This is a genomic window from Extibacter sp. GGCC_0201 (assembly GCF_017566055.1).
Lineage (GTDB): Bacteria > Bacillota > Clostridia > Lachnospirales > Lachnospiraceae > Extibacter.
This window is the reverse complement of sequence record NZ_JABFCH010000043.1, coordinates 1-13,257: the sequence shown is the minus strand read 5'-3', so window position 1 is coordinate 13,257 and position 13,257 is coordinate 1. Positions and strand designations below refer to the sequence as shown.

Sequence of the window (13,257 nt, the reverse complement as noted above, 5' to 3'; positions counted from 1 at the left end):
ACGCATCGGAGCAGATGCCACCCGGCTCCCAGTCCGCAGCCACTTTACTTAAACTTACAGTTTCAGAATCAATGCCACGAAGGAAAGGTCTTCGGTCCCTGTATTCTTCAGGCCATGTCCGTCCCCGTCCTTACAGAATGTCACGTCTCCCGCTTCTACCGGTACCGCCTTGCCATTGTCGTCATACATCCCTCTTCCGCTTAATATATAATACGTCTCTGTCTCTCCGTGATGCTCATGATATCCGAGCTCACAGTTAGGCTTTAAAGTCACACGGCTGAACATCTTGCAGTGCTCTCCGAGCTGTTCCTGGCTAATCAGCGCCTCTTTCATGATAAATCCGGCGCCGCCGTTGACATGTTCCACCGTAACTATTTCCCTTTCTCCTGTTTTTGTCATTCTGCTTCCTCCTTTATTCTCGCGAAGGCAACGAGCCAAGTGGGGGCAACCCCACAGCTCGCTGCACTGCAACTTTTATGCCCCGTTGCCTGCAGCGGGGTCTTTGACTATGTAATAGCTTGATAGATTCATTGTAATATAGTGTATTCAAAAATTCAAGTGTGTGAAATTTTGAAAGGGGTCAGACCCCTCTGTGCAGAGGGGTCTGACCCCTTTCGAAATTCCGTTAATTGACGATCTTATAATACTCTCTTGCCGTAATTGCGAATACAATAGCATAAAATATTGCGAATACCACGACAGTTATTATCGTACAGGTGAAGAACAACGGTACATTTACGAAATTCAATGTTTCCAGCATCCTTGTGATTACCTTGAACGCGACAGCTATGTGGATGATTGCAACTACCAGCGGAAGGAAGAATACGGTAAGCACCTGGCTTCTGATGGATCGCTTCACTTCTTTTTTACTCATGCCGACTTTCTGCATAATCTGATAGCGTTCTTTGTCGTCGAAGCCCTCTGATATCTGCTTATAGTAGATGATAAGCACCGTCGCCATCAGGAACATCAGCCCGAGATATATTCCGATGAACAGCAGCCCCCCATACAACAGATAAAAGCTTTCGATGCTCATTTCCCTGCTTTCGCAGAATGACGGCGCTGCCTCCGATACGATCCGGTCACCCATGGCCTCCATCGCACTGAGTTCCTTCTTGCCATTCCCGTCGAAATCAATGCGGACGGTGTAACGTATATTTCCCATCTTCTGTATCCACGCCTCATCCATCTCGCTGCTGCCGTAGGCTTCGTCCGTGATGTCCTCCGCATGTTTAAGACTGGGTACTACGATAAAGAGATGCTCCACAACATTGGAATCGTTTTTCTTCTCCAGCGCCATGTCTTTTAGCTCTTCGGCCACTTTGAATTGCCTGCTGCCTATCTGAATTTTTTCTTTGCCATACGTCCGTCCCGTCATGTATACGAGAATCTCATCATTTTTTAGAGATACGTCCGTTTTTTCATATTTATTGTAATCCTCCAGCGGTATGACGCTTAATTCGATCACGTCGTTCACATCATAGTTTCCGCTTTCTTTCAGCTTTACCTTGTCTCCTTCCAGAATCGCGCTCATCTCTCCGGAACGGTATGAGATGATATCCTTTATCGTGACGCCGGCTTTCTCTGTCTCTTCCCGGATGATACGATCTGTCTTTTCGATCCCTTCCTCACTCGCAGCATAATTGGTTACTTTGAACTGTTCCGGGAATCTGGTGTTCATTATATCGTCCATTCCCGCATACAGGGATACCGTCGTCGAAATCATCACAAGTACCATCGTGCTCAGGATGCAGATATTGGCCAGCCCTACCGCATTCTGTTTCATCCGGTATATCATGCCTGATACAGAGGTGAAATGCTTCGTCTTGTAGTAGAACGACTTTTTCTTGCGCAGCGCTTTGAGCAGCGCGATGCTGCCGGCAGTAAACAGTGCGTATGTGCCGAGTATGACACAGATGACTGCCACGAAGAACAGCATAAGCGCCTGGAGCGGAGATTCCGTAGCGATTGCTATATAGTAGCCGACTCCTATCGTGACGACTCCGAAAATAGTCATCAGAATCTTGGTCTTGGGCTCTTTCTCTCCCTGGTTCCCGCCCCGCAGCAGTTCCACCGGATTCGCCAGATGAATCTGCATCAGATTATAGAGCAGTGTGAGCGAAAATATGGCGGCAAAGAGCACGATGGTGCGCACAACAGATACCGGTGATATATCAAATGTCATATTTACGTTATAGTGGAGGAGCTTCAGCAAAATGAGATACATCAGCCTGCTGAAAATTATGCCTGATACGAGACCTGCAGCTATACTTGCCGCTGCTGTAATGAACGATTCCACTGCAAGCATCTTTGCGATATGCCTCTTCCCCATTCCGAGGATATTGTACACGCCTATCTCTTTCTTCCTGCGCTTGATCAGGAAACTGTTCGTGTAGAACAGGAAGATGACCGCGAATACGATAATGACGCCAAGCGCATAATTCAGGCACATTCTCAGAGTGCCATCCCCTACGCTTTTATTTCTCGCAAGGGCATCCATGATATAATACATCATCACTGTCAGGACTGCCGTGAGAATGTAGGGCAGATAGGTCTTCCGGTTGTTCTTGATATTCGTCACAGCCAGTTTGGAATATATGGACTTATTCACCCCTTTCACCTCCTGTTGTCAGAACAGTCAGCGTGTCTGCAATCTTCTGGTACATCTGCTCGTTCGTCAGGTTCCCTCTGTACAGCTGATGGAATACCTCCCCGTCCTTGATGAAGAGCACCCGCTTTGCATTGCTGGCAGCCTTCACGCTGTGCGTCACCATGAGTATCGTCTGTCCGTCGTTGTTGATGACGCTGAAGAGATTCATCAGCTCATCCGCTGCTCTCGAATCCAGCGCACCCGTCGGCTCATCTGCAAGAATAAGCTGCGGCTTCGTTATGATGGCTCTTGCCACGGCCGCCCGCTGCTTCTGTCCTCCGGACACTTCATATGGGAATTTGTCCAGCAGGCTTTTTATCCCAAGGCGTTCGGCTATCGGCGCAAGCTTCTTTTCCATCTCCTCATATTTTTTACCGGAAAGAACCAGCGGAAGGAAGATATTATCCTTAAGAGAAAACGTATCCAAAAGATTGAAGTCCTGAAACACGAACCCAAGATTCTGCCGCCGAAAAGCTGCAAGCTCCTTTTCCTTCACCTTGGCCATATCATTTCCTTTCAGGTACACTTTTCCGCTTGTAGGCTTATCCAGGGAGGCCAGTATATTCAGAAGTGTCGTCTTCCCGGATCCGGACTCTCCCATGATAGCCACATATTCTCTCGGCTCGACAGAGAAGCTCACATTCTTAAGCGCCTCCACCTGATTCCCTCCAAAGCGGGTCGTGTATATTTTCTTGACATTTTTGACATCCAATAATGACATGTATCCTACCTACCTTTCTGTCAGTTCTTATTTACAAGTCCATTATAATAAAAGAAGGAAATGTCCTGCCATTGATTTGACTTACATTTCCTGATTCTAACCTTACATTCGTGTAAGATACCGCCTATTCCGGTACCATTTCTTTTCTTTCCAGAGACAGGTATACTTTCGTGCCGGCGCCGACCTCCGACTCAATCCACAGGCTGTGCCCGAGCTTGTCCATGACCGTCTTGCACAGATACAGGCCGATGCCAGTGGACTTCTTATCCTTCCGTCCGTTATAACCTGTAAATCCTTTTTCAAACACGCGTGGAAGGTCCTCTGCCTGGATTCCGATTCCTGTATCTTCTATAACGAGCACTTTAACGTCTCTGTTCTGACCCATATGCACGGAGATACTGCCGGACTTCGTATATTTGAGGCCGTTGGAAAGCAGCTGTTCCACTACAAACACGAGCCATTTTTCATCCGTCAGCACCATCTCTGCAGACGGTGTAAATTGGAGCTTGATCTTCTGCAGGATGAACATCTGGGAATATTTGCGGACGGCCTGTCTCACGATATCGTCCAGCCCGTACCATTGCAGCACCATATCAGAAGACATGCTGCCGAGGCGGAGATAGGACAGCACCATCTCAACGTACTGCTCTATCTTGAACAGTTCCAGCTTCAGCCCTTTCAAGTGCATATTTCCTTCCGGTGTCCGCTCCTCCTCCCACGACTGCAGGAGCACACGCATAGCCGCAATCGGCGTCTTAATCTGGTGTGCCCACAGGCTGTAATAATCTATCATCTCCTGCCGGGCTATCTCTCCTTCTGATTGTATCTCTGCCTTGCTTTCAAAAAGCGTTTTCAAAATCCTCTGGTAATCTTCCTCGAGGATGCCGGCCGCTTCCGGCAGCTCTGCCCAATCTGCCCGAATCCTTCGCTCCGCTTCCAGTAGCATCCTGTGCCTGCCCGAATACCTTAGATAGCCCACAGTCCCGTATACCGCAAGCCAGATGACAGACAGCAGAAATGCGTACAGGACGGCATCGATCGGAACGTTGCACAGATAAAAGATAATAGAAAATACGCCGATGAATCCGGTATAGAGACAGACGGATTTGATATGTTCTTTCAGATATTCGCATAACAGCTTCATACTTCCACCATGTACCCTATTCCTTTTTTTGTTATAATCATATCTCCGAGCCCTATCGGCTCCAATCTTTTGCGCAGCCTTGCCACGTTGACCGTAAGCGTATTGTCATCGATGAATTCATCGCTCTCCCAGAGCCGTTCAATTATGTCATCCCGGGACACAATCTGGCCCGCATGTTCCATCAGCGACTGGAGAATCTTGAATTCGTTCTTCGTGAGTTCCAACCTCTCTTCCCGGTAGATAACCGTGGCATCGTTCAGATTCAGCAGCACCCCTTTGTGTTCTATCACATTGAGCGCCCCCTGGAACGAATATGTCCTTCTTAGCAGCGCCTGTACCTTCGCCGTAACGACATTCAGATCAAACGGCTTTTCAATGAATTCATCTCCGCCCATATTCATTGCCATCACGATATTCATATTGTCATTTGCCGACGAGATAAAGACAATCGGCACCTTTGACACCTTGCGCATCTCCGTACACCAGTGGAAACCGTTGAAAAACGGCAGCGCGATGTCCAGCAGCACAAGCTGAGGGTCATACTCCACAAACACGTTCATCACATTCTTGAAGTCTTCCACGCAGCGGACCTCATAATCCCATTTAGACAAGTGCCTCTCAAGGGCACCAGCGATAGTCTTATCATCTTCAACAACCAATACTTTATACATGTACTCAGCTCCCACTTTCACAAATCATCTATACTGAAAAATATTCTACAATATTTTCCGCCTAATGTGTAGTAAACCTTAAAAATTCAAAAAATCTTAACTTTTGCCCCACGTTCCAAAACGCAACATCGCATTTAGGTACAGGGCAAAACGCAATTGGGGACGTAACCCTTTTGAAAAAGATTACGTCCCCTTTTAACTATATTTTTGCAATATCTACCAATGTCAGTTTTCTTATATCTGTATTTTCAAGGCTGGTGATAAGTGCTTCTGCCGTATCTATCGCAGTCAGTACATTGACTCCGGTCTCTATCGCGTTCCTTCTTATTACGAAGCCGTCCTTCGACCGGTCCGCGCCCTGCGGCGGGGTATCGATGACCAGATCTATCTTATGACCGAGTATCAGATCCATGAGGTTCGGTGATTCCTGCTCTATCTTGTTGACCGGATTGGCCTTGACCCCCGCTCTGTTCATAGCCTCTGCCGTACTGCGTGTGGCAAAGATGCGGTAGCCGATCTTCTCAAAGCGGCGCCCGATTTCTACTGCATCCGGCTTGTCTTCATCTCGTACGGTTATTATCATATTTTTGTGCTTCGGCAGCTTGATGCCTGCACCCAGGAACGCCTTATACAACGCTTCGTCAAATGTCTTCGCAATGCCAAGGCACTCTCCTGTGGACTTCATCTCCGGGCCGAGGCTGATGTCCGCCCCGCGGATCTTCTCAAATGAGAATACCGGCATCTTCACCGCATAATAGTCTGCCTCCGGCTGAAGCCCCGGCGTGTAGCCAAGGTCTTTCAGCTTACAGCCGATAATCACCTTCGTGGCCAACGGTACGATCGGTATGCCGGTCACTTTGCTGATATAAGGAACCGTACGGCTGGAACGGGGATTCACCTCTATGACATAGACATCTTCACCGCACACGATAAACTGGATGTTGATCAGGCCGATGACGTGCAGCGACCGTGCCAGTTTCCTCGTATAATCTTCAATCGTCTTTTTCGTCTTTTCAGTGATGCTCTGCGCCGGATAGACAGAGATGCTGTCACCGGAATGGATACCTGCCCGTTCAATATGTTCCATAATACCCGGTATGAGGATATCCTCACCGTCACATACAGCATCGACTTCTATTTCCTTGCCCTGCAGATATTTGTCTACGAGAATCGGATGGTCCTGTGCTATCCGGTTGATAATCCCGATGAACTCGTCTATATCATGGTCATTGATGGCTATCTGCATGCCCTGCCCGCCAAGTACATAAGAAGGCCTTACGAGCACCGGATAGCCAAGGCGGTTTGCCACCTCTTTCGCTTCCTTCGCCGTGTATACCGTCCCGCCTGTAGGCCTTGGAATCTGGCACTTTTCCAGAATTTCATCAAAAAGTTCCCTGTCTTCTGCCGCATCTACGTTCTCAGCAGATGTTCCAAGTATCGGAACGCCCATCTTCATCAGTGCCTCCGTAAGCTTGATGGCGGTCTGGCCGCCGAACTGCACCACTGCCCCATCCGGCTTTTCCAAATCTACGATGCTCTCCACATCTTCCGGCGTCAGAGGTTCAAAATACAGCTTGTCTGCAATGTCAAAGTCTGTGCTCACCGTCTCCGGATTGTTGTTGATGATAATCGTCTCATACCCCTCTTTGGCAAATGCCCACGTACAGTGGACGGAACAGAAGTCGAATTCAATTCCCTGGCCGATTCGGATGGGACCTGAGCCAAGCACGAGCACCTTTTTCCTGCCGCTTGTCTCTTCTGCTTCATTTTCGCTTCCGAACACGGAGTAGTAATACGGCGTCTCGGCCGCAAACTCGCCCGCACACGTATCCACCATCTTGTAGGATGCCGTTATTCCGTACTCGTGGCGCATGTCGTGGATCTGACGCTCCGTATTGCCGGTTAGCCTTGCGATGACATTGTCCGGAAATTCCATCCGCTTCGCCTCCTGAAGCACTTCTGCGGACAATGTTGTATTCTGAAGCTTCTGCTCCATCTCGACCAGGATGGCAATCTTGTCGATGAACCATCTGTCAATTTTCGTCGCGCCGTGAATCTCATCAAAGGTGATGCCCTTTCGCAATGCCTCTGCAATCCTCCAGATACGCATATCATCGACCTTTTCCAATTCTTCCAGAAGCTCTTCTTTCGTCAGCCCTGTAAAGTCATACGACATGAGGCTGTCTACGTGCTGTTCCAGAGACCGGATGGCCTTCATCAGCGCGCCTTCAAAGTTGTCACAGATGCTCATGACTTCTCCGGTCGCCTTCATCTGCGTCGTAAGTGTACGCTTCGCGCTGATGAACTTGTCAAACGGCAGTCTCGGAAGCTTCACGACACAATAATCAAGCATAGGCTCAAAGCTTGCATACGTCTTCTTCGTAACCGCGTTCTTAATCTCATCCAGCGTATAGCCGAGCGCTATCTTGGCGGCCACCTTGGCTATCGGATAGCCTGTCGCCTTAGAAGCCAGCGCAGAGGAACGGCTTACACGGGGATTCACTTCGATTACGCAGTATTCAAACGAATCAGGATGCAGCGCGTACTGGACGTTACATCCTCCTGTGATATTCAGTTCACTGATGATGTTCAGTGCAGAAGTGCGGAGCATCTGATACTCTTTGTCTCCAAGCGTCTGCGACGGGGCCACTACGATACTGTCACCGGTGTGTACACCGACAGGATCGATATTTTCCATATTACATACTGTAATGCAGTTGCCGCTTCCGTCGCGCATCACCTCATATTCGATTTCCTTCCAGCCTGCGATACAGCGTTCTACGAGCACCTGCCCCACACGCGAGAGGCGGAGTCCGTTCTCCAGTATCTCCACAAGCTGTTCCCGGTCCTTCGCGATACCGCCGCCGCTTCCGCCGAGCGTATATGCCGGGCGCAGTACGACCGGATAGCCGATTTTTTCTGCAAATTTCACACCGTCTTCCACATTCTCTACAACGAGGGATGCCGCACATGGTTCGCCAATCTTTTCCATCGTCGTTTTGAATTCCAGACGGTCTTCCGCCTTTTTAATCGTCTCCGAAGTCGTACCGATAAGGCGAACATTATTTCTCCTCAGGAAACCATTTTCATCCAGCTCCATGGCAAGGTTAAGAGCCGCCTGTCCTCCAAGCGTCGGCAGGACGCTGTCCGGCTTCTCCTTCAGAATGAGCTGTTCTACCACTTCAGCAGTCAGAGGCTCGATATAGACGCGGTCTGCAATATCCTTATCCGTCATGATGGTCGCGGGGTTGGAATTCAGAAGAACGACTTCAAGCCCCTCCTCTTTGAGAGAACGGCATGCCTGTGTCCCCGCATAGTCAAATTCTGCTGCTTGTCCGATGACGATAGGGCCGGAACCTATCACGAGTACTTTCTTAATCTCTGTATTTCTGGGCATTATTGTGCTCCTTTCATCATATCCATGAATCTGTCAAACAAGTAACCGGAATCCTGAGGCCCCGGACATGCCTCCGGATGGAACTGCACGGTAAATATGTTCTTTCCGGTATAGGCAAGCCCTTCGTTCGTCCCGTCATTCACATTCACAAACGCTTCCGTGGCAACCGAAGGATCCAGCGAGCTTTTGTCCACAGCATAACCGTGGTTCTGCGAAGAGATGTACACCCTGTTGCTGCTCAGGTCTTTGACCGGATGGTTTCCCCCGCGGTGCCCGTACTTCAGCTTATATGTCTTTCCGCCGTTGGCCAGGGCCATAAGCTGGTGTCCAAGACAGATGGCAAAAATCGGAATATTCGTATTGTACAGCTTTTTGATTTCTTCAATGACAGATACGCAAGTCTCCGGGTCTCCGGGACCATTTGACAACATGATTCCGTCCGGATTAGAATGAATGATTGTCTCAGCTGGTGTGTCAGCCGGATAGACGGTCACTTCACACCCTCTTCGATTTAAAGATCTGGCAATATTATGTTTCGCTCCGAAATCCATAAGTGCTACTTTCGGACCGCTGCCTTCTAAGATATAAGCTTCCCTGCTGGTTGCTTTAGATACGACATCACCGATTGAATAGGTTTTTAGCTTTGGAATGATTTCATCCAGATCGTAGTCTTGATTCGTGGTAATCATTCCGTTCATCGTCCCTTTTTCTCTCAGAATCTTCGTCAGAGCACGGGTATCCACCCCTGCGATTCCCGGAACATCCTGGCTTTCCAGGAACTCCTGTATAGAGCCCTCGCACCGGAAATTACTCGGTGTCCTGGACAGTTCTCTTACGATATATCCGTCAGGCCATGCCTTCTTCGATTCCATATCAGGGGTAATGCCGTAATTACCGATGAGCGGATAGGTCATAGCAACGGCCTGTCCGGCGTAAGAAGGGTCGGTCAACACCTCAAGATACCCTGTCATCGAGGTATTAAACACAATCTCACTGATCATGTCCTTTTTGGAACCTATACTGGTTCCGGTAAAGACGGTTCCGTCCTCCAATATAAGAAATGCTTTCATATATCCACCCTTTCCCTTCCTTATCTGTATGTTAGATGACGGGGCACGAATAATTTGCCCCTTGGTACTATGGATTGCCGCACACTATCTGCTTACGGCAGAATAAAAGGCAGTGTGTGCAAGCACAACCGCCTCCCCTATATGCTGCTGACAATCTTTGTCTGCACAAATTGTAAAAATTATACTACAGTTTCCGAGTTTTTTCAACTAAAAATATTTTAATTTTTAAGTCAGATATTACTTACTTCATTACAAGATTAGTAATTTTGTTAAAAGTATGCTATAATAAAAAATGTAACCGCTGTTTGCTTAATAATTTAATTTTTTCAAACGGCTCTTTAGTGAAAGAAAGTATGGTGTAAAAATGTATAAGGTTAATGACGTTGTTGTGTATGGCTGTAGTAAAGTCTGCTCTATCAAAAGGATCGCTACTCCTGATTTCATGAGCAAGCCTCAGGAATATTACTGGCTGCAGCCTATAGGCGACGCAGCGACAATGCTATACGTGAAAACTGAGCACGAGGACAAAATGCGGTGCATACTGACCAGAGGCCAGGCTGACGAACTGATCAATGAGCTGCCGGAAATGGAAGAAATGTATGACAGCTCCAGCAAAGTACGTGACAGAGAATATATCCAGGTTATGAAGTCCAGAGACTGTAATGAATGGCTTAAGATGTGGAAAGGCATAACGATTGAAAAGATGCGGAAGGAGCAGGACGGCAAGAGCCTGAACGCCAGCGATGAGAGCAACCTCAAGCGGGTGCAGGACTGTATCTCTTCCGAATTCTCCGCCGTTTTCCAGACGACAAAGGATAAGATAGTAGACAGGATAAGGCACTCTCTTGATGCGGATCTGATAACTTTATAGACTTGCAGCGGCAGATAAGATCCCTTACGTTCCGGCCAAGCGTAAGGGATCTTCTGTTATTCATACTGCCAGTATATCGTAATCTTATTAAGTTCAGCTTCATCCATATACTTATATTTGACTTCAGACAGGCCATACCAGTCCGCCATGTTCTGCGCGGCCCGCTTAATCTGGCTGCCGAATATGTCTTCACGGGCCTGCTCATACAGGCGGCTGTCCGCATATTTGAAGACGACCGGGTTGGCTTTGGCGGCTATCACGTCATTCATCGCATCAAGCGCCTGCTCTCCGTCATATGAGGTATAATACATGCCATTGACGGCATAGTAGTTGAAATCCATCTTGACGCATTCCGGCAATGGCACCTCTGTATCCGGGGTATGCGTCTTTTTCAGCTCCTCATCGTCGCAGCACATATAATCATAGCTGATGTAGGATGGATCGATTTCTCCACCTTCAGATGCCTGGAACACGGGATCTCCCCATGTCGTGTCCACATAATAGTAGTCTCCCTCACATTTGACGAGATTCCATGCATGGCTCTGACCCCCTGACGTCGTCCCCGTGACATAAGTGCAGAATACGCCGAGCCGTTCCAGCAGGTACTGCGTAGCCTTCGAGTATCCGGCGCAGACAGACCTTTTATTTACGAATACGCTGTATATGTTCTGGTTGTCTTCGGATGCAATATCGTAATCGACCGTATCTACGATATACTCATACACATATAGTATCTTATCATAATCTGCCGCATTTTCTCCGATACCGGACAGGCAGTCATTTACAGCTTTTTCAATTTCAGCTTTTTTCTGTGCCTTTTCTTCCTCTGTATAAGAGTATACGGGCTGAAGAACCGTATAAGTCTCCTGTCCTTCGTAGGACGTGCTTTTTGTCGTACCATCACACCAGAATATCTCCGGAAAGTCCTTCAGGACATATTGGAATATCGTATTCGTCCTGTCTGCATCCGCCGCATGCACATAGATCTCCTCTACATTCAGCTTGACCCCTTGTGCAATCTCTTTATATGCCGTTCTCTCACCCTCGTCCAGCTGCTGATAGTAATATTTCTGCGCCAGCTCTTCATCTGTTATGGCTATCTCCTGAAACGGAATCTCCTTCGCATTTCCAACCCTCTGAGCCACACCTTCCGCCAGCCCTTTTTTAACACCATTGCCAAGGAAGCCTCCCAACGCAGCCAGCACGACGATACAGGCAATTGCAGACAGCCCGATGACAGCACTTAGGCATCCTGATCTTCTCTTTCTTCTTCCCATGCCTGCTCCTTTACTGTTTCATATTATTATATTCAATTCTATATAAATGCACAACCTTTAATCTGTTGTAACTTTTATGGTTCTATTCACATAAGATAACAGTAACAGAGTCTCTACGAGGTACTGACATGAATGAAATGAACCCGAATCTGCCTGATACCCCTGATAAAGGACGGCTTAAGATTAGTATCACATCCGAAATTACGGCTTTTCCCGTCAATGACGCTACTATATCCATCTCATATACCGGTGTGCCCGACAGCCAGCTGGAACAGCTGAATACAGATGCCTCTGGCCAGACGGATACTGTCGAGCTGGCTGCTCCGCCTTTGGAATATAGCCTCGATCCAGCTATTGAGGAACAGCCTTATTCAGAGTATACGCTCCAGGTCGAAGCGCCTGGTTTTGAACCGATCAGCATTGCCGGCACAGAGATTCTCCCTGACGTCACGGCACTGCAGAACATACAGATGCGTCCGCTGGCTGACCCTGAAAGCAATGAAAATGTGTTTGTAATACCTGCACACACATTATATGGCGTATATCCGCCCAAAATACCGGAAGATGAGATAAAGCCTATGGATGAAACGGGCGAAATCGTACTGAGCCGTGTCGTCGTACCCGAATATATCGTCGTCCACGATGGAAGTCCGAGAGATTCTACTGCCCAGAACTATTATGTAAAATACAGAGACTATATTAAAAACGTAGCTTCCAGCGAGATATATGCCACGTGGCCTGAAGATACAATCCGGGCTAATATTCTGGCCATCATGTCATTTACCTTGAACCGAGTATATACCGAATGGTACCGGAATCAGGGATATGACTTTACGATTACATCTTCCACAGCTTTTGACCACAAATGGATACCAGAACGGAATTTCTTTGACACTATCTCCGCTATAGTAGATGAGTTATTTGCCAGCTATCTTTCTCGTCCTAATGTTCGCCAGCCGATACTTACCCAATACTGTGACGGCCGCCGGGTACAGTGTCCGAACTGGATGACCCAGTGGGGAAGCAAGGCGCTCGGCGACCAGGGGTACTCCCCTATCGAGATTCTTCGCTATTATTACGGGGAAGACATGTACATCAACACGGCGGAGGCCATCTCCGGCATACCTTCTTCCTGGCCCGGATATATACTGGAAGTCGGCTCTTCCGGTGATAAGGTCCGTCAGATGCAGGAACAGCTCAATGTCATAGCAGGCGCCTATCCGGCCATTCCGAAGATAACTGCAGATGGCGTATATGGTCCGGCCACCGAGGCCACTGTCCGCAAGTTCCAGTCCGTATTCGGCCTGCCCGAGACCGGAACCGTAGATTACAGGACGTGGTATAAGATATCCGAGATATACGTAGGCGTCTCAAGAATCGCGGAATTGCAGTAATTGGGGATTTAGTGAAACAGACCGCGGACAGGGAGCCGGGTGGCATCTGCTCCGATGCGTAC

General features: G+C 48.2%; 10 protein-coding genes and 1 pseudogene. 3 read left to right on the top strand and 8 right to left on the bottom strand.

From position 1 onward, the window contains the following. Window positions 1-54 precede the first annotated feature (54 nt). The 7 genes from HJV72_RS18335 to HJV72_RS18305 form a co-directional block, all read right to left on the bottom strand. Window positions 55-399 (bottom strand): cupin domain-containing protein, encoded by a 345-nt coding sequence (locus HJV72_RS18335; protein WP_208073223.1) that lies wholly within the window; start codon window positions 397-399, stop codon window positions 55-57. Between the two features lie 226 nt (window positions 400-625). Continuing rightward, entirely contained in the window at window positions 626-2,611 is a 1,986-nt protein-coding gene (locus HJV72_RS18330) for an ABC transporter permease (protein WP_208073221.1), read from the bottom strand. After that, window positions 2,604-3,371, bottom strand: a complete 768-nt coding sequence (locus tag HJV72_RS18325; protein ID WP_208073219.1) for an ABC transporter ATP-binding protein — start codon at window positions 3,369-3,371, stop codon at window positions 2,604-2,606. Before HJV72_RS18325 ends, HJV72_RS18330 begins: the two co-directional genes overlap by 8 nt. A 124-nt stretch (window positions 3,372-3,495) precedes the next feature. After that, window positions 3,496-4,515, bottom strand: coding sequence for a sensor histidine kinase (locus HJV72_RS18320; RefSeq protein ID WP_208073217.1), 1,020 nt, complete (start codon window positions 4,513-4,515; stop codon window positions 3,496-3,498). Further along, window positions 4,512-5,186: a response regulator transcription factor gene (locus HJV72_RS18315; RefSeq protein ID WP_208073215.1), complete on the bottom strand. Its 675-nt coding sequence runs from the start codon at window positions 5,184-5,186 to the stop codon at window positions 4,512-4,514. The genes HJV72_RS18320 and HJV72_RS18315 overlap by 4 nt, the downstream gene beginning before the upstream one ends. 199 nt (window positions 5,187-5,385) lie before the next feature. Beyond that, window positions 5,386-8,583, bottom strand: a complete 3,198-nt coding sequence (carB, locus tag HJV72_RS18310; protein WP_208073213.1) for a carbamoyl-phosphate synthase large subunit — start codon at window positions 8,581-8,583, stop codon at window positions 5,386-5,388. Further along, on the bottom strand, window positions 8,583-9,653 hold the full coding sequence (locus tag HJV72_RS18305) for a carbamoyl phosphate synthase small subunit (protein ID WP_208073211.1): 1,071 nt from the start codon (window positions 9,651-9,653) through the stop codon (window positions 8,583-8,585). The genes carB and HJV72_RS18305 overlap by 1 nt, the downstream gene beginning before the upstream one ends. A 364-nt stretch (window positions 9,654-10,017) precedes the next feature. Between HJV72_RS18305 and HJV72_RS20545 the strand changes: the two are divergent. Beyond that, a pseudogene (locus HJV72_RS20545) lies at window positions 10,018-10,179 on the top strand (CarD family transcriptional regulator); the annotation flags it as partial. Window positions 10,180-10,182: 3 nt separating this feature from the next. Then, window positions 10,183-10,524 carry a hypothetical protein gene (locus tag HJV72_RS18300; protein WP_330619042.1) on the top strand — a complete coding sequence of 114 codons (342 nt, stop codon included), beginning with the start codon at window positions 10,183-10,185 and terminating at the stop codon, window positions 10,522-10,524. A 56-nt stretch (window positions 10,525-10,580) separates the two neighbouring features. On the opposite strand, the gene HJV72_RS18295 is transcribed toward HJV72_RS18300, so the two are convergent. After that, the gene (locus tag HJV72_RS18295; RefSeq protein WP_208073206.1) at window positions 10,581-11,801 is read right to left on the bottom strand and encodes a transglutaminase domain-containing protein; all 1,221 of its coding nucleotides are present in this window, start codon (window positions 11,799-11,801) and stop codon (window positions 10,581-10,583) included. Window positions 11,802-11,929: 128 nt separating this feature from the next. On the opposite strand from HJV72_RS18295, the gene HJV72_RS18290 reads away from it, so the two are divergent. Next, the gene (locus tag HJV72_RS18290; protein WP_208073204.1) at window positions 11,930-13,195 is read left to right on the top strand and encodes a peptidoglycan-binding domain-containing protein; all 1,266 of its coding nucleotides are present in this window, start codon (window positions 11,930-11,932) and stop codon (window positions 13,193-13,195) included. Window positions 13,196-13,257 lie beyond the last annotated feature (62 nt).

Excerpts from the sequence above, each read along its gene's own strand:
- HJV72_RS18335 (WP_208073223.1), bottom strand. The coding sequence starts at position 399 with ATGACAAAAACAGGAGAAAGGGAAATAGTTACGGTGGAACATGTCAAC.
- HJV72_RS18325 (WP_208073219.1), bottom strand. The coding sequence starts at position 3,371 with ATGTCATTATTGGATGTCAAAAATGTCAAGAAAATATACACGACCCGC.
- HJV72_RS18320 (WP_208073217.1), bottom strand. The coding sequence starts at position 4,515 with ATGAAGCTGTTATGCGAATATCTGAAAGAACATATCAAATCCGTCTGT.
- HJV72_RS18315 (WP_208073215.1), bottom strand. The coding sequence starts at position 5,186 with ATGTATAAAGTATTGGTTGTTGAAGATGATAAGACTATCGCTGGTGCC.
- carB (WP_208073213.1), bottom strand. The coding sequence starts at position 8,583 with ATGCCCAGAAATACAGAGATTAAGAAAGTACTCGTGATAGGTTCCGGC.
- HJV72_RS18305 (WP_208073211.1), bottom strand. The coding sequence starts at position 9,653 with ATGAAAGCATTTCTTATATTGGAGGACGGAACCGTCTTTACCGGAACC.
- HJV72_RS18300 (WP_330619042.1), top strand. The coding sequence starts at position 10,183 with ATGCGGTGCATACTGACCAGAGGCCAGGCTGACGAACTGATCAATGAG.
- HJV72_RS18295 (WP_208073206.1), bottom strand. The coding sequence starts at position 11,801 with ATGGGAAGAAGAAAGAGAAGATCAGGATGCCTAAGTGCTGTCATCGGG.
- HJV72_RS18290 (WP_208073204.1), top strand. The coding sequence starts at position 11,930 with ATGAATGAAATGAACCCGAATCTGCCTGATACCCCTGATAAAGGACGG.